General features: G+C 67.8%; 22 protein-coding genes. 9 read left to right on the top strand and 13 right to left on the bottom strand.

The features are described 5' to 3' along the window. Positions 1-20: 20 nt before the first annotated feature. The 4 genes from VXM69_RS09860 to VXM69_RS09845 form a co-directional block, all read right to left on the bottom strand. Positions 21-464, bottom strand: coding sequence for a MarR family transcriptional regulator (locus VXM69_RS09860; RefSeq protein ID WP_034187914.1), 444 nt, complete (start codon positions 462-464; stop codon positions 21-23). An 85-nt stretch (positions 465-549) separates the two neighbouring features. Further along, positions 550-783, bottom strand: a complete 234-nt coding sequence (locus tag VXM69_RS09855; protein WP_034187913.1) for a hypothetical protein — start codon at positions 781-783, stop codon at positions 550-552. 42 nt (positions 784-825) lie between these two features. Beyond that, entirely contained in the window at positions 826-1,908 is a 1,083-nt protein-coding gene (locus tag VXM69_RS09850; protein ID WP_059556646.1) for a serine hydrolase, read from the bottom strand. Between the two features lie 183 nt (positions 1,909-2,091). Beyond that, a complete protein-coding gene (locus VXM69_RS09845; protein ID WP_069704789.1) occupies positions 2,092-2,370 on the bottom strand; it encodes a hypothetical protein in 279 nt (92 codons plus the stop codon). A gap of 51 nt (positions 2,371-2,421) precedes the next feature. Here VXM69_RS09845 and VXM69_RS09840 point away from each other — a divergent pair, with 51 nt between their 5' ends. Both VXM69_RS09840 and VXM69_RS09835 read left to right on the top strand, forming a co-directional pair. Continuing rightward, positions 2,422-3,297 carry a LysR family transcriptional regulator gene (locus VXM69_RS09840; protein ID WP_367188507.1) on the top strand — a complete coding sequence of 292 codons (876 nt, stop codon included), beginning with the start codon at positions 2,422-2,424 and terminating at the stop codon, positions 3,295-3,297. A gap of 73 nt (positions 3,298-3,370) precedes the next feature. Continuing rightward, complete coding sequence (locus tag VXM69_RS09835) at positions 3,371-3,655, top strand: hypothetical protein (protein ID WP_034187995.1); 285 nt, start codon at positions 3,371-3,373, stop codon at positions 3,653-3,655. 68 nt (positions 3,656-3,723) lie between these two features. On the opposite strand, the gene VXM69_RS09830 is transcribed toward VXM69_RS09835, so the two are convergent. The 3 genes from VXM69_RS09830 to VXM69_RS09820 form a co-directional block, all read right to left on the bottom strand. Then, a complete protein-coding gene (locus VXM69_RS09830; RefSeq protein WP_367188506.1) occupies positions 3,724-4,467 on the bottom strand; it encodes a transporter in 744 nt (247 codons plus the stop codon). Between the two features lie 97 nt (positions 4,468-4,564). Continuing rightward, complete coding sequence (mgtA, locus tag VXM69_RS09825) at positions 4,565-7,330, bottom strand: magnesium-translocating P-type ATPase (protein ID WP_034187994.1); 2,766 nt, start codon at positions 7,328-7,330, stop codon at positions 4,565-4,567. A 716-nt stretch (positions 7,331-8,046) separates the two neighbouring features. Next, on the bottom strand, positions 8,047-9,702 hold the full coding sequence (locus VXM69_RS09820; RefSeq protein ID WP_124608806.1) for a S8 family peptidase: 1,656 nt from the start codon (positions 9,700-9,702) through the stop codon (positions 8,047-8,049). 423 nt (positions 9,703-10,125) lie between these two features. Between VXM69_RS09820 and VXM69_RS09815 the strand changes: the two genes are divergently transcribed. Further along, a complete protein-coding gene (locus VXM69_RS09815) occupies positions 10,126-11,022 on the top strand; it encodes a glutamate/aspartate ABC transporter substrate-binding protein (protein ID WP_049034956.1) in 897 nt (298 codons plus the stop codon). A 359-nt stretch (positions 11,023-11,381) separates the two neighbouring features. On the opposite strand, the gene VXM69_RS09810 is transcribed toward VXM69_RS09815, so the two are convergent. After that, positions 11,382-11,519 (bottom strand): hypothetical protein, encoded by a 138-nt coding sequence (locus VXM69_RS09810; RefSeq protein ID WP_154233740.1) that lies wholly within the window; start codon positions 11,517-11,519, stop codon positions 11,382-11,384. Here VXM69_RS09810 and VXM69_RS09805 point away from each other — a divergent pair. The 4 genes from VXM69_RS09805 (at position 11,518) to VXM69_RS09790 (ending at position 15,764) form a co-directional block, all read left to right on the top strand. Then, positions 11,518-12,360 carry a transporter substrate-binding domain-containing protein gene (locus VXM69_RS09805; protein ID WP_367188505.1) on the top strand — a complete coding sequence of 281 codons (843 nt, stop codon included), beginning with the start codon at positions 11,518-11,520 and terminating at the stop codon, positions 12,358-12,360. The two genes, VXM69_RS09810 and VXM69_RS09805, sit on opposite strands and share 2 nt — an antisense overlap. Before the next feature lie 77 nt (positions 12,361-12,437). Beyond that, entirely contained in the window at positions 12,438-13,940 is a 1,503-nt protein-coding gene (locus VXM69_RS09800; RefSeq protein WP_226252237.1) for an amino acid ABC transporter permease/ATP-binding protein, read from the top strand. Positions 13,941-13,963: 23 nt separating this feature from the next. Next, the gene (locus VXM69_RS09795) at positions 13,964-15,304 is read left to right on the top strand and encodes an amidase family protein (RefSeq protein WP_367188504.1); all 1,341 of its coding nucleotides are present in this window, start codon (positions 13,964-13,966) and stop codon (positions 15,302-15,304) included. 61 nt (positions 15,305-15,365) lie between these two features. Then, positions 15,366-15,764, top strand: a complete 399-nt coding sequence (locus VXM69_RS09790; RefSeq protein WP_034187905.1) for an ectoine synthase — start codon at positions 15,366-15,368, stop codon at positions 15,762-15,764. 49 nt (positions 15,765-15,813) lie between these two features. On the opposite strand, the gene VXM69_RS09785 is transcribed toward VXM69_RS09790, so the two are convergent. The 3 genes from VXM69_RS09785 to VXM69_RS09775 all read right to left on the bottom strand — a co-directional run bounded on the left by VXM69_RS09785 (position 15,814) and on the right by VXM69_RS09775 (position 18,258). After that, the gene (locus tag VXM69_RS09785; RefSeq protein ID WP_034187904.1) at positions 15,814-16,488 is read right to left on the bottom strand and encodes a GntR family transcriptional regulator; all 675 of its coding nucleotides are present in this window, start codon (positions 16,486-16,488) and stop codon (positions 15,814-15,816) included. 85 nt (positions 16,489-16,573) lie between these two features. Beyond that, on the bottom strand, positions 16,574-17,434 hold the full coding sequence (locus tag VXM69_RS09780) for a DUF1989 domain-containing protein (RefSeq protein WP_124608809.1): 861 nt from the start codon (positions 17,432-17,434) through the stop codon (positions 16,574-16,576). A gap of 290 nt (positions 17,435-17,724) precedes the next feature. After that, entirely contained in the window at positions 17,725-18,258 is a 534-nt protein-coding gene (locus tag VXM69_RS09775; RefSeq protein WP_049031138.1) for a hypothetical protein, read from the bottom strand. Between the two features lie 295 nt (positions 18,259-18,553). Between VXM69_RS09775 and VXM69_RS09770 the strand changes: the two genes are divergently transcribed. Further along, complete coding sequence (locus tag VXM69_RS09770) at positions 18,554-19,801, top strand: multidrug effflux MFS transporter (RefSeq protein ID WP_301741009.1); 1,248 nt, start codon at positions 18,554-18,556, stop codon at positions 19,799-19,801. 17 nt (positions 19,802-19,818) lie between these two features. Then, on the top strand, positions 19,819-20,340 hold the full coding sequence (locus tag VXM69_RS09765; RefSeq protein WP_034187899.1) for a GNAT family protein: 522 nt from the start codon (positions 19,819-19,821) through the stop codon (positions 20,338-20,340). Positions 20,341-20,362: 22 nt separating this feature from the next. Here VXM69_RS09765 and VXM69_RS09760 read toward each other — a convergent pair whose 3' ends face one another. Further along, on the bottom strand, positions 20,363-21,052 hold the full coding sequence (locus tag VXM69_RS09760) for a hypothetical protein (protein WP_301741008.1): 690 nt from the start codon (positions 21,050-21,052) through the stop codon (positions 20,363-20,365). A 159-nt stretch (positions 21,053-21,211) separates the two neighbouring features. After that, positions 21,212-23,449, bottom strand: coding sequence for a penicillin-binding protein 1C (gene pbpC / locus VXM69_RS09755; protein WP_034187897.1), 2,238 nt, complete (start codon positions 23,447-23,449; stop codon positions 21,212-21,214). Position 23,450 lies beyond the last annotated feature (1 nt).

Below are 23,450 nucleotides of genomic sequence, written 5' to 3'. Positions count from 1 at the left end.
GCGCGGCGCGCCGGCGGGATTCATTGCTCGCCGAGGCGGCGGATCAGCGGGATCGCGGCGGCGAGCGTGTCGATGTCCGCGGGCTCGAGCTTCTCGATCGCGGCGCCGAGCCACTTGTGTTTCGCGGCGTTGCGCTTGCGCCGGGCGTCGAGGCCGGCCGCGGTCAGCTTGAACAGGATCTGGCGGCCGTCGGTCGGATGCGGTTCGCGCTCGACGAGCGCGTCTTCCTCCAGGCTCGCGAGAATCGCCTTCATCGACTGCGGCTTCATCGCCTCGGCGCGCGCGAGATCGGCGGTCGTCATCGGCCCGTGCCGTTCGAGCCGCGCGAGCGCGCTCGTCTGGGACATGCCGAGCCCATCGGATTCGATCCCTGAGCGCAGACGGCGGATGAGCTGGCCGACCGCGAGGGTCAGGTCGGCGGCGACGGTTTCGGCGGAAGCGCCGGGTTTGCGTGGCGGGTTCATGCGGCGAATCTTAGAATACGACAGGAAAACTTGCAAGTTTAACTGTTTAATTATCCGCGAGACGACAGCGCGCGCCGGCGCGCGATTACGCGTCGCGCGGCGCGATTGGGACGACTTCGTTGTATTTCGGGGTCGCGCTCTCGTGCAGCAGGTCGCCGAGGTATTGCGCGAGTTCGTCCGCGCCGAGGGCGGACGGGACATGCAGGCCGGCGGGGCGCCGCTTGCCTTCGGCGCCGAGATCGAACACGGCCCAGCAGTCGTTCTTGCGTACGACGGCGAGCAGCCGTCCGAAGGCGTTGAAGCGGTATTCGTCCTGCATGGCGTCGCTCCCGTCGGTTGGGCGCGCCGGCTGCCCGCGCGCTTACTGGATCGAGCAGGACAGCCAGCGGTGGATCTTGAGCGCGTCGCTCGAGACGCCGGCCCGCGTCGGCGCGCCGAGCAGCACGACCGTTTCGCGGCGGCCCTTCACGCGCATGCGCATCACGACCCCGTGCCCGGATTCGTTGATGAAGCCGGTTTTCTGCAGCCGGATCGGCAGGCGGCGGTAGCGGACGAGCGGGTCGGAATTCACGTACACGAGTTCGCCGTCGCCGGGGCGCACGGTGGTCGACGTGTCCGTCGAGAAATAGCGGATCAGCGGATCCCGTGCGGCCGCGCCGACGAGCCGGGCGAGATCTTCCGCCGTCGACACGTTGTGCGGCGACAACCCGGTCGGCTCGCGGAAGTGCGTATGGCGCATGCCGAGCCGGCGCGCTTCGCGGTTCATCGCGTTGACGAACGCGGCGCGCCCGCCCGGATAGTCGCGGCTCAGCGCGGCGGCCGCGCGGTTCTCCGACGACATCAGCGCGATATGGAACATGTCGCGGCGCGACAGTGCCGAGCCGACCTGCAGGCGCGAGCCGGTGAACTTGATCGTGTCGCGATCGTGCGCGGTGACGCGCAGCACGCCGTTCAGCGGGCGATCGGCGTCACGCGCGACGACGGCCGTCATCAGCTTCGAGATCGACGCGATCGGCCGCACGGCGCGCGCGTTGCGAGCCAGCAGCGGTGTGCCGGAGTCGACGTCGAGCACGTAGGCCGCGCGTGAATGCAGCGCCCTGACCGCGCGCGGCGTGTAGCCGCAACTGGCGAGCAGCCTGGGTTTCGCGGCCGGGCGCGGCCGCACCGCGGTCGTGCGCTGCGCGCGCCGCTGTTGCGGCGCGGGTGCGGCGTGACGCTTGACGGCTTGATGCTTGACGCGCGGGCGACGGTGCTTGACGGCCTTTTTCGTGCGGTGAGGCTTCTTCTTGACGGCCTTCGAGTGCGCGTGCGCCTGGGCGTGTGCGGTGCGATGCGGCTGCACGTGCTGCGCGGACGCCTTCGCGGCGAACGCGAGCAGCAGGAACGAGAGGGCGAGGATCAGGGAGGTCCGGGCGCGAGGCAGGCGCGCGATGAGGCCGGTCAAGCGAAAGTCTCCTTTTCACGCGCAATGCGGCTGCGCGGAATGAGTGGGCGGTCGGCGGGTGCGGGAAATTATACGGTCGATCGCGTGGCGATGAGAGGGGACGAGTCGCAATGACGCGTGATGTGGGCGGATTCCGATCGTTTTCGTGCCGCCCGTCGGCGCGGCGCGCGGGGTGAAAGCCGTTCAGCGCGGCCAGTTCCGTCGCGACACGACCGCGAAACCGATCGCGATCGAGCCCGTCATGGTGCGCGGCGGCGGGTCTTCGATCGCATCGCCGAAGCGGAAACGCCGGGTGCGGCCGTCGGCGCGTTCGGCACGACGTTTCGGTGCGCGCGCATCGGTTGCGGCAGCGTGTTCGTTTGCGTCCGCACCGTCGCATGACGGCTCGGCCACACAATCAACGGCTTGATCGAAAGACATGACGGTGAATTCCGGGAAGGGCATGTCCGTATTGAACGTCACCGCGTTCAATCAGTAAAATGAATATTTCAATCGATCCGATTCCTTTCAAGAATGGAACTGAAACTGCTGCGCACGTTCCTGACGGTGACCGAGCTGTGCCATTTCAGCCGCGCGGCCGATGCGCTGCACATGAGCCAGCCGGCGCTGAGCAAGCAGATCGGCGCGCTCGAGGCGATCCTGGGCGGCAAGCTGTTCGAGCGCGGCCGGCGCGGCGCGGAGCTGACGCCGTTCGGCGAACGCTTCCTGCCCGATGCGCAGGCGCTCGTGCGAGACGCCGACGAGATCCTTGCGCGCGCGAGGGAAGCGACCAGCGGGCAGCGCGGGCATCTGCGGCTCGGTATCTGCCTGTCGGTGCTGATGCTCGTGCCGAAGCTCATCGCCGAGTTCCGGCGGCGCAATCCGGGCATTGCCGTCACGCTGAGCGACCTGTCGTCGTCCGAGCAGACGCGCCGGCTGCGCGCGGGCAAGCTCGACGTCGGGTTTCTGCGTTTGCCGTCCGACGAAGGATTGTCGTCGTTCAAGGTGGTCGACGAAGCGCTCGCGCTCGCGGTGCCGCCGCATCTCGGCTTCAAACGCGTGCCGGCCGACCTCGACGTGCTCAACGAGATCGGCTTCATCGCGCTGCAGCGTGCGCGCGGCCCTGGGCTGGCCGCCCAGATCGACCGGTGGTGCGTCGAGCGCCGCTTTGTGCCGTACGTGATGCAGCAAGCGGAGGACGTGCAGTCGGTGCTGACGTCGGTCGCGGCCGGCGTCGGCGTCGCGTTCATCCCGTCGAGCGCGCGATATCTGCTGCGCGATGCGACGGTGATACCGCTCGACGGCCGGGACGCGAAGTGGCGCGTGGGGCTCGCATGGTTGTCGGATCGCGACGATCCCGTCACCACGCGTTTCGTGTCGTTCATGCGCACCGCGCTCAAGGGCGCGTGACGCGGCGTATAGTATCCGCGATCGCCTTTCCTGAATGAAGGCCGGCCCGGCGCCGGCCGACGCACCCGAACCGATGACTTCAGAATCCGACGAATCCCCGCTCGATCCCGCGCTCGTTGCGACGCTCGCGACGCTGCACGAGGCCGCGAGCGATCCGGCCGGCAAGACGTGGTCGCTGCCGAAGATCGCGAAGCGCACGCAACTGCCGATGAGTACGCTGCGCCGCGTGCTGACGCAGCTCGACGCCGCGGGCCTGAGCGCCACGACGTTGAACGAGGACGGCACCGGTGGCGCCGCGCTGACCGACGAAGGGCGCGCGGTGTGCGCGCAACTGTTCGGCGCGAACGATGGCCCGTGAATGAAGAACGGGCCGCCGATGCGGCCCGTCGAATGGCGGCCCGCGCGTGCGCGGCGCCATCCCGCGTATTACCAGCGCGCCGTCACGCCGCCCATCACCGAATGACGATAGGTCTGGTCGTTCAGCCCGCGCCGGTAGCCGATGTCGAGATCGAGCCAGCGCGTCGGCGAATAGATCGCGCCCGCGAGCACGAATGCCGGATTCGCGCCGGTGGTGGTTTCCGTGTTGCGCGACGTGCCGATGTCGGCCACGAGTTGCAGCCGGTCGGTCGCCTTGTAGATCGCGGCGGCCGACACGGCCCAGGCTGACGTCAGGTCGCCCTGGCGATTCGGCTGGTACGCGATGCCCGCGTTCGCGAGCAGCGAGACACGTGCGACGTCGGCCTGCGCGAGCAACGTCGCACCGGTGCCGACGCGGCCCGTGCCGAGCCCGCGGCTGTCGTTGCCGGTCGGCATCGTCACTTTCGGCTTCAGCGCGAGCGACAGCGGCCCGCGTTCGAAGAAGCGCCATTTCATGCCGATTTCGACATCGCCGATGCCGGCGCCGTTCTCGTCGGTGCGCGTTTGCAGATGCGTGTACGGCGCGTTGACGTACACGTCGGCGTGTTCGCCGAACCCGCGCGTGAGCGTCGCGTTCCACAACTGGTGGCGGCCGCTGTCTTCCTGTTTCGAGGTTTCCTCGCCGTTGAACTCGACCTGCCAGTTCGCGTTGCCCTGCGTGCCCGTGTCGTCGCTGACGAGCGGATGGGCGGCATGGGCTTCGAGGGGCGCAAGAAGGGCGCTCGCGGCGGCGAGCGGAAGGATTCTTTTCATCACATTACCCGTGGAGCGTCGTGAGTGTGCCGGCCCGCGGCGTGGCGCGGGCCGGCACGTCGTTATCCGGACGGAACCGGTACCGATCCGGAACGGATCAGAACCACTGCTTGTAGCGGCGCACGTAGATCGTCTTGACGATCTGCGCGAGCAGGATGTAGCCGATCATCGTCGCGGCGAGCCACAGCCAGTAGGTGCCCGGCAGGTGCATGAAGCCGATCGCTTCCGCGAACGGCGAGAACGGCAGCCAGCAGCCGATCGCGATCGCGGTGAAGGTCGACAGCAGCACCGGCAGCGACGCCGTGCTCTGCAGGAACGGGATCTTCTGCGTGCGCAGCAGGTGCACGACGAGCGTTTGCGACACGAGGCTCTCGATGAACCAGCCGGAGTTCATCACGACCTGGCCGCCCGTGCCGCCGTTCAGGTGATACAGCGCGCCCGCGCCGAACACGGTCCACATCAGGACGTACGTCGTGATGTCGAATACCGACGACGTCGGCCCGACCCACAGCATGAAGCGGCTGATGTTGCCGGCTTCCCATTTGCGCGGCTTCTTCAGGAACTCGGGGTCCATCCGGTCCCACGGCAGCAGCATCTGCGACGTGTCGTAGATCAGGTTCAGCACGAGCAGCTGGGTCGCGAGCATCGGCTCCCACGGCAGGAACGCGCTGGCGACGAGCACCGAGAACACGTTGCCGAAGTTCGAGCTGGCGGTCATGTTCAGGTACTTCAGGATGTTGCCGAACGTCTCGCGGCCCTTGATCACGCCTTCCTCGAGCACCATCAGGCTCTTTTCGAGCAGGATGATGTCGGCGGTTTCCTTCGCGATGTCGGCGCCGCTGTCGACCGAGATGCCGACGTCGGCGTCGCGCAGCGCGGGCGCATCGTTGATGCCGTCGCCAAGGAAGCCGACCGTGTGGCCGTTCGCCTGCAGCGCCTTGACGATGCGCGCCTTCTGCAGCGGCGTGAGCTTCGCGAACACGGTCGTGCGTTCGACGACCTGCGCGAGCGTCGCGTCGTCGAGCGCTTCGATTTCCGTGCCGAGCATCGGCTTGCCGGGTTCGAGGCCGACCTGGCGGCACACCTTCATCGTGACGGTCGGGTTGTCGCCCGTCAGCACCTTCACCGCGACGCCGTTTTCGCGCAGCGCGGCGAGGGCCGGCGCGGCCGATTCCTTCGGCGGATCGAGGAAGGTCAGGAAGCCGCGCACGACGAGATCGTGTTCGTCGGCGGTGCGATACTGCGCGCGCTCGTCGCCGCGTGCAATCGTACGCGTCGCGAGCACGAGCACGCGGAAGCCGTCCTCGTTGTAGGCGGTCGCCTGTTCGAGCAGCCGCTTGCGCGCGACGAAGTCGAGCGGGCGTACGCCGTCTTCGTCCTGCACGTGGGTCGACACGGCGAGCATTTCCTCGACCGCACCCTTGCAGATCAGCAGGTGCGTGCCGTGCCGGTCCTCGACGACGACCGACAGGCGGCGCCGCACGAAGTCGAACGGCAGCTCGTCGATCTTCTTGTAGCCCTGCGGCTTCACGCGTTCGCCGATCTCGTCGGCGCGCGCGACGACCGCGATGTCGATCAGGTTCTTCTGGCCGCTCTGGTGAAAGCTGTTCAGCCAGCCGAGCCGCAGGATTTCCTCGTTCTTGTGACCGGACAGGTCGAGGTGATGTTCGAGGATGATCTTGTCCTGCGTGAGCGTGCCGGTCTTGTCGGTGCACAGCACGTCCATCGCGCCGAAGTTCTGCACCGAATTCAGCCGCTTGACCACGACCTTGCGGCGTGCCATCGCCACCGCGCCGCGCGCGAGGTTCGCACTGACGATCATCGGCAGCATCTCGGGCGTCAGGCCGACGGCCACGGCGAGCGCGAACGTGAGCGCGCTCAGCCAGTCGCCCTTGGTCAGCCCGTTGATCATGAACACGATCGGCACCATCACGAACATGAACTTGATCAGCAGCCAGCTCACGCTCGCGACGCCGCGGTCGAAGCTCGTCTCGATGCGCTTGTGGCTCACGACGTTGCGCGCGAGCGAGCCGAAGTACGTGTCTTCTCCGGTCGCGACGACGACGGCCGTCGCCGTGCCGCTGACGACGTTGGTGCCCATGAAGCAGACGTTCTCGAGATCGAGCAGCGACGCCGACGCGTCGGGCGCCGAGCCGGCGGCCGGTGTACCCGCGGACTTGCCGGCCACCGCGCCGAGCGTGTCGTACTTCTCGACGGGCAGCGCTTCGCCGGTCAGTACGGCCTGGCTGATGAACAGGTCGCGCGATGCGAGCAGGCGGACGTCGGCGGGGATCATGTCGCCGGCCGACAGGTGCACGATGTCGCCGGTCACGACCTCGCGCATCGGCACCTCGCGCCGGGTCGGCTCGGACGTGTCGGTCATCGCGCGCTGCACGGTGGCCGTCGTGCGGACCATCGCCTTGAGCTTCTCGGCCGCGCGCAACGAACGGAATTCCTGCACGAAGCGCAGCAGCGCGCTGATCGTGACCATCGTCAGCAGGATCGTCATGCCGACATAGTCGCGATCGTCGGGCGCCGCGAAGTAGACATCGGTGAAGAAGCTGATGGTGGCGAGCACCAGCAGCACGTAGACGAACGGATTGTGGAACGAGAGCAGCAACTGGCGGGTCCAGTGCGGCGGCTTGTCGTGCGCGATCTCGTTCGGGCCGTAGTGCTGCAGGCGGTCGGCGGCCTGGTCGTAGGTGAGGCCGCGCGTGCTGGTGTGCAGCGTCTTCAGCGTGTCCTCGAGCGGGCGGGCCGCTTCCTGTGCCGCGCGCATGATGCGCGGCGCGTTCTGCTGGCCGGCGCCGCTCTTGATGAAGCCGCGCTGTTTCTTCTGCGATGTGTTGTGTCGTGTTGTCATGAGTCGCTCCTTGCGCACGAGGCGGCGGGCGGGGAGCGACCGTGACGTTATCGACGCACGAGCGCTCCCCGCCGCGTCGCGTCAGGCGCGATCGGCTGTGGATCGGAAAAGGCGGGAACGCTCGCCGGCGCGCGTGAAGCGGTCGGCGTGTCGATGCGCGGCGTCGCACCGGCGAGCGGTAATCGACTACTGTCGTCTGAGTTCATCTGCACTCCTGTCGGTTGCGGATAATCGGCACGGGCGATCGGCGGAGACGCGCGCAACGAGGCGCACGGCCGGACGGCACGCGAACGGAGAGCGCGCGCGGCTGGCGCCGCGCGCAACGCGAACGCACGCGCGCAATGGCGCGTCGCGTGCATTCGACGATATCGAAAAATTCGGCGGGAGATCGGGCCGGTAGTCAGGCCGGAAGGACGCCGCATCCTGCTTCCCGGGATGCGGCAGAAGACGAGGCTCTGCGCGTTTTCCTCAGGCAGCAGTCAAGTTGGTCGAGCACCAACTACAACTCGCATCGGTGTTCACAGAACACTCCATGTATTGAGACGGGAGCGATGGTAATGGCTCGTCGTGCGAAGCGTCAACCCTTTTGTCAGGCGTTATTTCGAGATGCTTGGCCGGGCCGGCGTGGGTGCGCGGAATCGCCGGACGGACGGCAACGAAACGGCCGCGCGCACGCCATGCGGGCATGCGCGCGGCCGCGTCGGTCAGCGCGCCGGTTACTGGTTCGCCGACGCGATGGCCGCCCCCGCATCGAGGATGCCCGAGCCTGCCGGCATCGCGGTGCACGACGTCCCGGCTGCCAGCTTCGCCGCGCGCGTGCCGCCTTGCAGCTTTTGCTGGATCTGCGCGGGCGTGAGGTTGCCGTTCACCGACAGCATCAGCGCGGCGACCCCCGACACTTGCGGCGTCGCGAGGCTGGTGCCGTTCGCGGGGCCGTAGGTGTCCGTGCCCGGCGTCGTCGTGCCGGTGTTCGACGTCGACAGGATGTTGACGCCCGGTGCGCTCAGCGAGACATCGGCGCCGAAGTTGCTGAACGATGCGCGGCGGCCCGTCGCGTCGGTCGCGCCGACGGTGATCACGCCGCGGCAGTTCGCGGGCTGGTCGAGGCCGGTCGACAGGCCGTCGTTGCCGGCCGCGACGACCACGGTCACCCCTTTCGCGGTGACGTCGTCGATCGCCTGCTGGAACGTCGTGCTGCATGCGCCGACGCCGCCGAGGCTCAGGTTGATGACCTTCGCGGGCCGCGGGTTCGTCGGGACGCCGTTCACCGCAATGCCGGCTGCCCAGCGCATGCCGTCCGCGATGTCGCTCGTCACGCCGCCGCACTTGCCGAGGACGCGCACCGGCAGGATCTGGCCGAGCCACGACACGCCCGCGATACCCGTGCCGTTGTTGGCGGTCGCGCCGATCACGCCCATCACGCGCGTGCCGTGCCAGCTGCTGTCGCTCGGCTGGCTCGCGCAGTGATAGTACGGGCCGTTCGCGTTGTCGAGTTCCTGCTGCGTGACCCAGTCGCCCGGATCGGTTGCGTCGGGGCCGCGCGTCATGCCGTTGTTGCTGGTGTTGACGTTGCTGATGAAGCTGTAGCCGGACAGCAGGTTGCCCACGAGGTCGGCGTGCGGCCGGTAGCCCGTGTCGAGCACGGCCGTGACGACGGTCGGTGAACCCTTGCTCACGTTCCAGGCGGGCGGCAGGTCGATCCCGGCCGTCGGGTCGGACAGGTACCACTGCTGGTTGTAGAGCGGGTCGCTCGGCGTGTCGCGAACCTGCATCGGGTGATCCGGTTCCGCGTAGTCGACATCGCTGTCAGCCGCGAATGCCTGCGCGAGTGCGGCTGCGTCGGTGGCCGCCATGCGCTGGCCGAGCGACAGCACGGCCGCGCCGTTCGAGATCGTCCGTTCGACCTGCACGTTCACCGGCGCTTGCGCGACCGTGCTCGCATAGGCGCGCGCGCTGCCGGCCACCGGCGCCGTCCAGCGCGTCATCGCGCGCTGGATGACCGCGTCGAGCCGCGTCCCGTTGTCGATGGCCGACATCGCACGCGTGGCCGTCAGCGTCTTCAGCTTGACGATCAGGTGATCGACCGGCGGCTCGGCCGGTGCCGTCTGCGCAGCCATCTGCACGGCGGCCTGCTGCGTGGTGCATGCATTGCCGCCTGACGAGGCGGGCGGGGTCGCGGGGGGCGTGGGCGTGGGGGCCGGCGTCGGCGTCGGCGCCGGTGCAGCGTTGGAGGAGGAGGGGTTGCTGCCGTCGCCGCCGCCTCCGCCGCCGCAACCGGCGAGAGGCAGGAGGGCGGCGGCGGATAGCATGCCGGCGAGCATGCGCGCGTGTGCGGAGCGCGCCAGCGCAGAATTGAAACGTTTGGCTCTCATGTTGAAACTCGATCCTCGTAGATAACCGTCGTGCCGGCGGTGGCGCTGGTCCGGCTGATCCGGACCTAGTCTTTTTTGTCTGACGGTTGCAGCAGGGTTGCTGCGACGCGCCATGCACTGGGTAACGGCGTGCGCGGCGGCTTCTTGAGTGCGTTTCGCGAGAAAAACAGGGGGGGCCGCAAACGATTTCGTCGGTGCGGCGCAGCATGAACGCGCGTTTGGAACGGGTGGCACAAAGGGCGGGGGCGAGCCCGTGCGAGGCCGGTCGGGGTGACCGTGCGGCGCGGAAGCGATTGGCGCGGCACGGAAAACCTCTTTCACGGTCCGGCCGGTGTTGAAAGTCGCTTACGCTTGCCCTGATGTGACGCGAATATTGTCGGGCGTACGATCGCGGTTCGATCAACGTTTCGTCAGGAGATACGCATGGATCGCCGTTTCCGTTGGCTGGCTGTCGCGCTGTCCTGCGCGCTGGCGGGCGCCGCGCACGCACAGGCCCTTACCGGTACGCTGAAGAAGATCAAGGAGACGGGCGTCGTGTCGCTCGGCATTCGCGAGTCGTCGGTGCCGTTCTCGTATTCGGACAACCAGCAGAAGAACATCGGCTACTCGCGGGACATCGCGTCGCGCATCATCGATCAACTGAAGACGGATCTGAATGCGCCGAACCTCACGGTGAAGGAAATCCCGATCACGTCGCAGAACCGGATTCCGCTGCTGCAGAACGGGACGATCGATTTCGAGTGCGGGTCGACGACGAACACGCTCGAACGGCAGAAGCAGGCCGCGTTCTCGAACAGCATTTTTCTGTACGGCATTCGCTTCAGCACGCGCAAGGACTCGGGCGTGAAGGATTTCGCGGACCTGGCCGGCAAGACGGTCGCGACGACGGCCGGCACGTCGGACGAGCGCCTGCTGCGCAAGCTCAACGAAGAGAAGGCGATGAACATGACGATCATCAGCGCCAAGGATCACGCCGAAGCGTTCATGAACGTCACGACCGGGCGCGCGGTGGCGTTCGTGATGGACGAGCCGCTGCTGTACGGCGAGATCGCGAAGGACCGCAACCCGGGCGCGTACACGGTGTCGGGCACGCCGCTCGTCCACGAAAACTACGCGTGCATGATGCGCAGGGACGATCCGGCGTTCAAGCGGGTCGTCGACGGCGTGATCGCGAAGATGCAGACGTCGGGCGCGGCCGAGAAGCTCTACGACCAGTGGTTCATGCAGCCGATTCCGCCGAAGGGCGTGAGCCTCAACTATCCGCTGTCGCCGGAGATGAAGCAGCTGTTCAAGAATCCGACGGACCAGGCGCAGTACTGATCGCCGCATCGTGGCGGTATCGCGCCGCACATGAAAAAACCGCCGGCACATGCCGGCGGTTTTGCTTTGCAGCCCCGGTGCCCGGATCCGCTGGCTTCCCGGCCTGCGAAGCAGCGGCGTCGGAGGCCGCGAACCCGCTCGGCGCCGTCCGTGCCGGATGCCGAAACCCGCCTCCTGATCCCCGCAACACGCATCGTGCCCGCGGCGCCGTATCTCGACGGACGCCGTCCCGGGCCTCGTCCGTGCGAGTTCCTTGCTCCTTTTTGATGACCCGTTCCATGCGCCGGGCGACCGGCGGTGCGTGCACGCCGGTGGCGTATCCGCCGACGCCGTGTGCCGCGTAAACCCGAATTCAGATTTCAATTTGAACTGGTCAGAATCGGCCGAAATTGTTCAACAATCTTCGGCGAAAAATCCCGGAAAGCCGCGCAGGGCGGCGTGCGGGAGGCGTTGTGGCGTTTCAGCGCGGGAGCCGAATAACCCAGGAGCTTCGCCATGTCCGCTCGTCTTCCGCTTCGACGTTTCCTCTGCGGCGCGCTTGTGCCGCTGGCCTTCGCGTGCTCGCTCGCAGCGGCGTCGCCGCTGCAGACGGTGCGGCCCGGCACGCTGCTGGTGGGATCGGATCTCACGTATCCGCCGTACGCGTACCTGGATGCCGGCAAGCCCGCCGGCTTCGACGCCGAGTTCTCGCGGATGCTGGCGCACCACCTGCAACTGGAGCCGGTGTTCCTCGATACACGCTTTCCGGACCTCATCCTCGGGATGAAGGCGCGCCGCTTCGATGTCGTCGCGTCCGCGCTCTATGTGACGCCCGATCGCGTGAAGCAGGTCGATTTCGTGCCGTACCTGAAGACGGGCGCGTCGCTGCTCGTCGCAAAAGGCAGCGCATTTCTGCCGAAGACGCCGCAGGACCTGTGCGGCAAGCGGGTCGGCTCGATCAAGGGCGCGTCCTGGACGCCGAAGCTGCGCGCGGTCTCGCAGGACACCTGCAAGCCGGCCGGTCGCGGCGAGATCGCGATCCTCGAGTTCCCGACGTCGCCGGAAGCGACGTCCGCGCTGATGGCAAAGGCGGTCGACGTCCAGATCGAGGATGCGGCCGTGGCGCAGGGGATCACGAAGCAGACGAACGAGCGCATCGAAATCAGCTCGACGACGCTGCTGTATCCGATCGTGATCGGCCTGGGCGTGACGAAGGGCGACAGCGGCCTGCAGGGCGCGCTCGAAGGCGCGCTGAGCGACGCGAAACGCAGCGGCGAATACGGCAGCCTCGTGAAGAAATACGGGTTGCAGGAGCCCACGCCGGCCGACGTTGCCGGGGCGCTGGGCGCCGCGAAATAAGCGCGAAGCAGGCACGACCCGACCATCGCGTGCCGCTCGGTGCGGCCGCATCGCCCTTCGGGGTTGAGGAGTCTTCGATGCAGTTCGATTGGCACTATGCGTTTCAACTGTTGCGGGACACGGATTTCTGGCGCGCGTGCGTCGTGGTCGTCGAACTCAGTGTCGCCACGTGGGGGCTCGGCGTGTTGCTCGGGTTTCCGGTGGCGCTCGCGAGGCAGTCGCACCGGCCGCTGCTGAAGCGCGCGGCGGCCGGGTACATCTGGTTCTTCCGCAGCCTGCCGCTGCTCGTGCTGCTGGTCTTCATCTACAACCTCCCGCAGGTCTTCCCCGCGACCAGCGTGGTGCTGTCCGATCCGTTCACGGCCGGCCTGATCGCGATGGTGCTGAGCGAAACCGCGTATTTCGCGGAAATCCATCGCGGCGGGATTCTGTCGGTGCCGCCCGGGCAAATCGAGGCGGGGCGCGCGCTCGGGATCCGCTTTACCGGCATCCAGCGGCTGATCGTGATGCCGCAGGCGATCCGCATTGCGCTGCCCGCGCTCGCGAACGAGTTCATCACGATCGTCAAGCTCACGTCACTGGTGTCCGTGATATCGCTTGCCGAGATCCTGCTCGTCGGACAACGGCTCTACACGCAGAACTTCCTTGTGTTCGAAACGATGCTGGCCGTCGCGTTCTACTACGTGCTGATCGTCACGGTGTTCAGCCGGCTGCTGGGTTATCTCGAGAGGCACCTCGACGTCAGCCGCCGCACGCCCGCGCAGTCAGGCCACGCGGATCTCGAACTGCCGCTGTCGGTGCCTGCTGTCGCGCCCAGACCGCGGGCGAGCGCGGAATTCGCACTGCGCGTGAAAGGCGTGCAGCAGCGCTACGGCCGCCACGAGGTGCTGAAGGATATTCATCTCGACGTCGCGCCCGGGCAGGTCGTGTCGATCATCGGCCCGTCCGGCTCCGGCAAGACCTCGCTGATCCGTACCATCAACGGCCTCGCGCCGGTGAGTGCCGGCGAGATCGACCTGTACGGCGTATCGTTCATCCGCGCGTCCGCTTCGCATCCGCCGCGCGTGTCGGACGCGCGCATCCTGGATATCGGCATGGTGTTCCAGGGCTTCAACCTGTTTCCGCATCGCACCGCGCTGCAGAACGTGACGATGGCGCCGTGCTATCACCGGCAGGCCGATACGGCGGCGGTCCGGCTGCAGGCACTGTCGCTGCTGTCGAAGGTCGGGATGCTCGAACATGCGAACAAGTATCCGCACCAGTTGTCGGGTGGCCAGCAGCAGCGTGTCGCGATTGCGCGTGCGCTCGCGACACGGCCGTCGATCATGTTGTTCGACGAGCCGACATCGGCGCTCGATCCCGAACTCGTCGGTGAAGTGTTGAAGGTCGTCGAGACGCTGGCAGCAGAAGGGATGACGATGGTCATCGTGACCCACGAAATGAATTTCGCGTTCAAGGTTTCCGATCGGATCGTGTTCATGGAGAACGGACGCATCCTGTACGACGTGCCGCCGGAGCGGATCCGCGGCAGCGCGGACGCGCGCGTGAAGGATTTTCTGAAGCACGTTCACTTTGCATGACGGACCACTGGATCGGAGCAGGAATGGACCCGACGGCTTTCCGGCTGAGCGACATGCACGATCATGCGTGTGCCGAGCGACTGCTCGCCTGTCTGGAACGCGCGAACGCGCATCCCGGCGACATCGAAACGGCATGGCTCGCGCGTCGTGACGACGCGGCGACCCGCGAAGCGCGGGCAATGGACGCGTCGTTGCGCGCCGGGACGGCCGATGCGCCGCTGGCCGGGGTCGTACTGGCGGTGAAGGCCTGTTTCGATTGCGAAGGCTGGGTCACGCATGCGGGTTCGCGCGTGCTGGCGGACGCGCTGCCGGCGCGCGCCGACGCCGCACCGGTAGCGGCGCTGCGCCGTGCCGGTGCCGTCGTGGTGGCGCAGACGGCGATGACCGAGTTCGCGTATGGCGCGCTCGGCGTGAACCACGCGTACGGCACGCCGATGACGCCACTCGATGCACGGCGCGAGCGGGTCGCCGGCGGATCGAGTTCGGGCGCGGCCGTATCGTTGGCGCTCGGCGCGGCCGAGCTGTCGCTGGGTTCCGATACGAGCGGTTCCGCGCGCATTCCAGCCGCATTCTGCGGTGTGACCGGATTCAAGCCGTCGCGCGGACGCTATGCGACCGGCGGCATGCAGCTTCTGTCGACCAGCTTCGACGTACCGGGCTTGCTGGCCGCGACGGTCCGCCTGTGCCGGCGTGCGGACGCGGTGCTGCACGGACACGGCCTGCAACGGGCGGCGCCGGCAACCATTCGCGACTTCACGTTCATCGTGCCCGAGCCATTTGCGACCGACGACCTCGATCCCGTGGTCGGCCGCGCGTTCGACGGATGGTTGTCCCGGCTGTCCGCGCAGGGTGCGCGCATCCTGCGCAAGCGGCTCGCTTGCGTGGCCGAGGCCGGTGCCGTCGCCCGCACGGGCGGCATCATCGCCGCGGAGGCGTTCATGCTGCATCGCGCGCGCCTCGCAACGGCCGCGGACCGCTACGATCCGCTGGTCGGGCCGCGCATCGCGGCGGGCGAGCACGTGCGCGCGCACGACTACGCGGCGGCTTTGCTGCGTCTCGCCGCGCTTGCCGATACATACCACGCCGAACTCGGCGACGCGGATGCGGTGTTGACGCCGACGGTGCCGATGCTGCCGCCGCGCCTGGCCGATCTGGCCGACGAAGCCGTGTATCTCGCACAGAATGCGCGGGCGTTCAGGCTGACCGAATTCGCCAACCGGCTCGATCTGCCGAGCATCAGTGTGCCGGGCGACCTGCGGAACAGGCAGCCTGTCGGCTTGCTGATCACCGGGCGCCGCGGCGAAGACGCATGGCTCTTCGATGTCGCGACCACGGTCGAACGGACGCTGACCGGTTTCGCATGACGCGTTTCCCCGCGGCAAGGATCGCCTTGTCATCTTTCATCGTCACTATTCAGAGGTACTTATGATCGTCGTGAGATCGGCCGATATTGCCAATACCGAACGCCATGCGCGCGGCCCGGGCTGGGACAGCAAGCGCATGATCGTCAGGCAGGACGGCGTTGGCTACTCCGTCCACGAAACGCGCGTGCATGAAGGCGCGGAACTGCATCTGCATTACAAGAACCACTTCGAGACCAACTACTGCGTGGCCGGGGAGGGCGAGGTGGTCGACACGGCGACCGGCACCGTGCATCGGATCACGCCCGGAACGATCTATGCGCTGAATCTGAACGATCCGCATATCCTGCGTGCGACGCGCGGCGACCTGCATCTCGTGTGCGTGTTCAATCCGCCGCTGACGGGGCTCGAGACGCATCGGGAAGACGGCAGCTACGCGCTTCCGGCTGAACGGCAAGCCTGACCCCGTGTGCGGTCGGGCCGTTGCGCACCGCATCGTGCGGTGCGTGGCGTCAGGCTGCGTCGCGATGGCCGCGCTTGATCGCTTCGACGAGCATCCGTTCGGAATCGTCGAGATAACGCGCCAGCGTGGTAACGGCCTCGCTGCGGCGGTTCTGCGTGAGCAGGTCGTAGATCTGGTATTCGCGCTGGATCCAGTCAGGCGTTTGCACGCGCTTCTCGTCGGGATCGGCCGCGAAGACGAGACGCAACTGCGCCGAGATGGTCCGGAAGAATTCGTCGAGCAGCGCCGACTTCTGAAGCGCGACGATGTGCTGGTGAAACCGCAGGCTGTGCGTGCCGACGGCTTGCCAGTTTTCCTTGTCGAGTTCCCGCTCGGCCGCGCGAATGGCGGTCTGCATCTTTTCGAGCAGCGCCGGCTGGGCGAGTTCGGCCGTGTTCAGCGCATGCAGTTCGAGCGTTCGGCGCGCGACATAGAGATCGCGCACGTCCTGGCGGTTGAGCGTGCGCACGACGACGCCCTTGTGCCGCACGAACGTGACGAGCCCTTCACGGCCGAGCTGATGCAGGACTTCGCGAAGCGAGTTGCGCGACGTGTCGTATTCGGCGGCGAGGTCCATCTCGATCAGCGCCGTGCCGGGCGGCAGCTTGCCGCTGATGATGTGCTCGCGCAGTTGATGGCTGATCCGGTCGGCGACCGACTGTCCTCTCGCTTTTTCGCTTGCCATTCCGTTCGTTCGCTCCTCTCCTGATCGTGCGCCGCCGGCGTGGCCGGCCGGCGGCGTTTCGCCATTCTACGGGCTGCGGCTCGGGTTACGCCGTTTCGCCGTGCTGCCAGTCGGCCTGCGGCTGCTGCATGCCGTGCTGGCCGCGGTACGGCGCGACGGACGGCGACGACCAGCCTTCGAGCAGGCTCGGGGCGAGCCGGTACACCTCGACGCCGAGCGGCCGGCACACGTCGATCGGATCGCGCGCGCCGGGCCCCCACATCGGCACCGACAGATCGCCGCCGGGGCAGGTGGACATCGCGCACAGCACGTCGATTTCGGCGAAGAATTCGAGGTAGTCGCCCGGTTTCGCGGGGCACGCCTTCATGAAGTACTTGTCGTCGTCGTTCAGGCCCGTGCACTGGAACACGTTGAGCACGTCGTGCACGTCGAATTCGGTGAGCCCGTACGGCGCGACCGCGCGCACGAGGTTCGAGTGGCAGTGGAAATGAAAATCCTCGCCGGTCAGCAGCTTGTTCACGTACGGGTCGCAGCGCGTGCCGAGCAGGTCGTGCACGCGGCCGCCGTCGCCGTCGACGCCGTAACCGGCGAGCGTGTCGTCGGTGATCGTGACCATCGGGCGCAGATACGGCAGTGTCGACCAGAGCCGGTCGAACGTCGTCACGTGCGCGGCCTGCAACTGGCGCGTGCGCGACGCCCACATGCGTTCGCGCGGATTGTGCAGGTTCCAGATGTTGAAATCCGCGACTTGCGGGCCCTCGAGCGTGACGATCCGGAATACGTGGCCGGCCGGCACTGTCCAAGCGAAGCCGCTGCGGATCGGCACGACGTGCGAGGCAATCCGTTCGCGCGCGTCCTGGCGCCGGGCAATCGCGGAATAAAAGGCTTCGTCGACGTTCAGGACGGAGCCCTTGGTGACCTGGTAGGCAGCGGGATAGTTCGACATGACGCGGTACTCTCGGGAAAGGTTGGCAGATGCGTCGATCCGGCTGTAACCCTTTATGGTGGCCGGTCAGGCGTCAATTCGCATAATTGATTGTTCAACAATTGATTGGCGCTCCGGGGAGTATAGGGGGAAGGCGGGGAGGTGTGTCAATCGGAGGAAAGTCCGGAGGATCGGGGCGGCGGCGCGCGCGCCGCCTCTGGCGACACGTCGGGCGCCGCACATGAAAAACCGCCGGCACATGCCGGCGGTTTTGCTTTGCAGCCCGGTCGCTCGTGCGCCGGCGTCGCGCGTCAGGCCTTGATTTCGGGCCCGCGCGCAGCCGGCCGGGCCGGTGCCGACGGCGCCGCCGAAGGCACCGAAGGCCGCGCCGGCACGATGACGAGCACCGGTTGGGGCACGGCCCACGCCGGCATCGCGAACCCGACCGGTTGCGGCATCGGCATGGCGAACGCGTTGGCGAGCGCGATGTGCTGGAGTGCCAGCATCTGTTGCTGCATCGCGACCATCTGCGCCTGGGCTGCCTGCATCCGGTACTGCGCGGCCTGCATCTGCCGCAACGCTGCCGCAGGCGGCATGCCGCCCGACGACGACGTCTGCATCTCGAAGCTCGCGCCGCCTTGCGGGCCGTGCCAGCTCCACGTGCTGACCTTCATCGGGCCGACGGCCGTCTGGACGACGCGCGTTTCGGCTTTCACGGGCACGGCCTGCCCGTCGACGTCGACGAACATCGGTTGGGCGGCGGCTGCCGCGCCGGCCTGGCCGGCCAAGGCGAGCACGGGCACCAGTGCCAGCGCGCCCGCCGCCATGTACGAACGGAATCGCATCTTCGTATCTCCATCAAACGAGACTGATCGAATCAACAATGACGTGCGGCTCACGGAGTGAGCCATCCGGGACAATGCCGCCGTCGGCTTAAATCAACATTAAAACCGCGGCCGGCCGCCCCGGTCAGCGCCTTTCCGGAAGGGCCGCGCGGCATTCAACCTCGCCCGCGCCAGGGGGAATCCGGTCGCCTGGCGTCACAACAGGCACAATACGGGATTCGCCACGATCGCACGCCTGTTCGACATTCGAACATCGACGGTGCGGCACCGCTGCCCGATCTCCTTCCCAGTCGTCATGAACGCCACGCTCACTCCCGCGCGCGAGTCGAATTCGCCGCGCTTCCTGCTGTTCCTGATCTGTCTGTTCGCATCCGCCGGCCAGCTCGCGATCGACATCTACGTGCCCGCGCTGCCGGACATGGCGCGCTCGTTCGCGACCACGCCGCAGGCGATCCAGTCGAGCGTGTCCGGCTACATGGCGGCCTATGCGCTCGGCCAGCTGATCTTCGGCCCGATCGCGGACGCGTACGGGCGCAAGCGCGTGCTCGCGTTCGGGCTCGTGATCTACACGATCGGCTGCCTGCTGTCGCTCGGCGCGCCGAACCTCGAGACGTTCATCCTGGCGCGCTGCCTGCAGGGCTTCGGGATCGCGACCACCAACCTGCTGGCGAAGGCGATCATCACCGATTCGTTCTCGGGCCAGGCGCTGATGCACGCGTTCACGTACATGTCGATCGCGTGGGGGCTCGCACCGATCATCGCCCCGGTGATCGGCGCGCACCTGCAGGAATGGTTCGGCTGGCGGGCGTGCCTCGTGTTCCTGCTCGTCTACTCGCTGGTGATGTGGGCGCTGCTGTGGCACTACCGCGAAACCTTGCCGAAGCCGGTGCATCTCGAGCCGCGCACGCTGATGACGAACGCGGGCAAGGTGCTGGCGAGCCCGGTGTTCCAGAGCTGCTTCCTCGCCCAGGGGCTGTGCTACAGCATCCTCCTCGTGTTCAACATCGTCGGGCCGTTCATGGTGCAGACGACGCTGCACAAGCCGCCGACCTTCTTCGGTTATCTCGCGCTCGGGATCGGCTTGATGTATTTCCTCGGCGGGCTGTCGAACCGGATTCACGGGCGCGGGCTGCCGAGCGCCGAGCAACGGCTGCGCATCGGCGCGTGCGTGATGGCCGGCGCATCGGTCACGATGCTGGTGCTCGCGCTGACCGTCGGCCTGCGCGTGTGGACGCTCGCGACCCCGGTGCTCGTGATGGGTTTCTGCGCGGGCGCGATGTATCCGACGCTGATGGCCAAGGGCAATTCGCTGTTTCCGCATATCGCCGGGCTGACGAGCGCGATCCTCGGCTGCGCGCTGCTGCTCGTGTCGTCCGCGATGATGGGGCTGGCCGGCTTCGTGTCGATCCATGTGCTGACGCCGCTTGCGGTGTTCTTCGTCGCGCTGTCGTTCATCGTCGTGTGGATGGTGACGAAGCTGCTGCGCTACCTGTCGCAGCAACAGGCCGCGCCGGTCGTTTGCGGGCGCGGGGAGGCCGCGTAAGCGCGGCCGGCCGACCCATGAGCCGAATCCTGCTGAACCGCGTCGCCCGATCCGACGCCGCCGACCTGATCGCCGCCAATCGCGCAAGCCGCAATCATCATCTGCCGTGGGTCGACTCGTTCGTCGATCAGGCGGGTTTCGACCCATGGTTCGCCCGCTGCCTGACGGGGCCGAACGTCGGCCTCGTCGCCCGCGAGCAGGCGTCCGGCGCGGTGGTCGGTGTCGTGAACCTCAACGAGATCGTCGGCGGCGTGTTCCAGAGCGCGTATCTCGCGTACTACGGGATGGCGGATTTCAGCCGCAAGGGGTTGATGACGGATGCGCTGCGCGCGGCGATCGCCGTCGCATTCGGCGAGCTGGGACTGCATCGGCTCGAAGCGAACATCCAGCCCGGCAACCACGCGTCGATCGCGCTGGTGCGGCGGCTCGGCTTCGCGAAAGAGGGCTTTTCGCCGCGCTATCTGCGCATCGGCGGCGAATGGCGCGACCACGAGCGCTGGGCGCTGCTGGCGGACGACGCGCGCGAAGCCGGCACCTGACGGCTGATTCCCGTCGCGCCCGTTACAGCGGATGCGCGGCGCCGGCCTGCTGCAACAGCGAAACGGCAACCGGATCCGGCTGTCCGTTCGAGTCGATCGCGCCGGCCTTGGCCAGTGCGACGAGGTCGCTGTCGACGCCCGGTTGCCCGACCACGAACGATGTGGTCAGGAACGCCGGCGCCGCGAGCGTGACCGCATAGCGCTGCTGCAGGTTCGACACGACGGCCGATTGCGCGGCCTGGACCGCGTTTGGGTCGTTCATCACCTGCTGATCGTGCAGGCTGCCCTGGAAATGACCGATCAGCCCGGCCGTGTTCGTGCCGAGCTGGGCTGCGAGATAGACCAGCATCAACTCGGTCTCGGGCGTCGTATTGAAGGTGCCGCCTGCATACGCGAGCGAATGAAGGCGCGTGCCGCCCGACGCCACGGTGATCACGCACGGCAGCGTCGCGTTGAGCGTCACGCGGTAGTTGCCGCCGCCGTCCGTCAGCGTCGTCGCCAAGCCGGCCGCGCAGCTGACCGTCACCTGCGCGCTCGCGAGCGCGCCGCCCGTCGCGGCCGTACCCGACAGCGCGACGGTTTGCGTATTGTTGTTGAAGCAGACATCGACGCCGAAGCAGGCATCGCCGTTGCACGCCTGGAGGGCGGCGAGCGTTGCGACGCACAAGACGCCCAGCGCGGGGCGGGTGAAGCGTTCGTGGCGAATGTTCATGGTCGCGGACGATCGGAAGAATGGGGCAACCGGTGCGCGTCGGGAAGGCGGCGCTGTTCTCATTCTAGGCCCCGGATCGGCGCGCTGCTGGCTCGTTTGACCCGGTCGCGACGACAGCGACGCACATGCCTCTGCACCGGGGTTGGCCGGTTCACGTGCTCAGGGCTTGCGCGCGGCCGTTTTCGCGAACGCGCCGCGCACCTCGAAGCTGATCGCATCCGCGACGTTGCCGCGTGCGTCGACGAGCTCGAGCCGGTGCCGCCCCGGCCACGGCAGCCATGCGATACGGTCGGCATGCCCGATCACCTTGTCGTCGAGCCGCCACGCGAACTTCGTCGCGCGCCCGGCCGAGCGCTCGAACCAGATGCGCTGATTCCTCGGCGGAATGTCCGGGTCGATCGCGAAGATCGTGCCGTCGGTCGGCGCGCCGATCGTCAGCGGCGCGCGCGCGCCGTCCTTGCCCGGCGCGACGGGCGCCGCGAGCCGGATCGTGTCGACCGCCGTCCCGGCGAGGAACCACTCGTTGCGTGCAGGCTCGATGTCGCGCTCGAACGCGATGCGGCGCGTCTCGACGCCGGCCGGCGCGCGCGGCGCGCGGCTCGGCAGGTCGCGGTGCAGATAACCGACGACGGCCGACCACACGGGCGACGCGCCCGTGACACCCGACACGTCCCACATCGGCGAGCCGTCCGCATTGCCGACCCACACGCCGACCGTATAGCGCGACGTGTAGCCGACGGTCCAGTTGTCGCGCATGTCCTTGCTCGTGCCGGTCTTGACGGCGGAGAAGAAGCGCGTCGCGAGCGGGTTGTCGAAGCCGAACGTGCGCACGCGCGCGTTGTTGTCGGACAGGATGTCGGTGACGATGAAGCTGGCCGCCTCGCTGAACACGCGCGTGCCGTCATTCGTCCCGGCGGGCGTCGATGCGCCGGATGCCGGTGCCGCGGCCGGCAGGTCGACGACCTTGCGCGCGACGCCGCCGTTCGCAAGCGCGCGATAGGCGTTGGTCAGCGAGAGCAGCGTGACGTCGGCGCTGCCGAGTGCGAGGCTGAAGCCGTAGTAGTCGCCTTCCTGCGCGAGCGGCAGGCCGAGCGCGGTCAGCGTGCGCGCGAAGCGGTGCGGCGTGACGAGCACGAGCGTGCGCACGGCCGGCACGTTCAGCGAGCCGCCGAGCGCGCTGCGCACGCTCACCCAGCCCTTGAAATCCTTGTCGTAGTTCTGCGGAATGTACAGGCCGCCGCCGGCGGCGAGGTTGATCGGCGCATCGTCGAGCAGCGACGCGGCCGTCAGCCGTTTCTCGTCGAGCGCCTGCGCATAGAGGAACGGCTTGAGCGTCGAGCCGGCCTGGCGCGGCGCGAGCACGGCATCGACGTCGCGCGCGCTCGACAGTGCGCCCGACGACCCGACCCATGCACGAATCTCGCCGGTCGCGTTGTCGATCACGACGACCGCGCCGTCCTGCACGTTGCGCCGGTGCGCGGGCGCATTGAGTTCGGTCAGCGCGCGCATCAGCGTGTCGCGCGCGAAGCGCTGCAGCGGCGCATCGAGCGTCGTGCGGACCTGCGCGCCGGCCGCCGGTTTGACCTCGGCCGCGATGCGCCGCGCGAAGTGCGGGGCGAGGGCGGCGCCGTCATCGCGCACGGCGCTGGCGGGGCGCGCAACGACGAGCTGCACGTAACCGTCGAGCGATGCGCACGCCGGTTCGGCGTGCATGTCGCGCAGGATCCGGCACGCACGTTCGGCGATCTTCGCGGGCGCCGCGTTCGGCGCACGCACGAGCGCAGCCGCGATCGCCGCCTCGCGCGCGTCGAGGCCCGACGGCGCCTTGCCGAACAGCACCTGCGACAGCGCGCCGAGCCCGACCGTCTCGCCGCGGAACGGCACCAGGTTCAGGTAGGCCTCGAGAATCTGGTCCTTGCGCCAGCCGCGTTCGAGCAGCAGCGCGTTCATCGCCTGCGTGGCCTTTTGCGGCAGCGAACGCTGGCCCGAGCGGCGCGGCGAATCGCTGAGTAGCCCGGCGAGCTGCATCGTGACGGTCGACGCGCCGCGCGTGCGCTCGTTCCACAGGTTGCCCCACGCGGCGCCGGCGATCCCGCGCCAGTCGACGCCGCTGTGTTCGTAGAAGCGCTTGTCCTCGGACACGACGATCGCCTCGCGGAACGCGGGCGAGACATCCGCGAGCGATACCCAGTCGCCGCGCCGTTCGGCGAGGTCGACGCGCGTGCGCTGCAACGGCGTGCCGTCGCGCGCGAGCAGCACCCAGTCGGAACTGCGCCAGTTGCGGCGCACGTCGTCGTAGCCGGGCAGCGCATGTGCAACCAGCGGCGCGGCCAGCACGACGGCGACGAATACGCGGCCGGCGAAACGCGCCGGCCGCGGCCATGCCAGATCGATCATC

The sequence above is a fragment of the Burkholderia sp. Ed8 genome (genome assembly GCF_040761425.1).
Lineage (GTDB): Bacteria > Pseudomonadota > Gammaproteobacteria > Burkholderiales > Burkholderiaceae > Burkholderia > Burkholderia seminalis.
The sequence above is the reverse complement of the archived record's forward strand: the minus strand, read 5'-3'. Positions and strand labels throughout refer to the sequence as shown.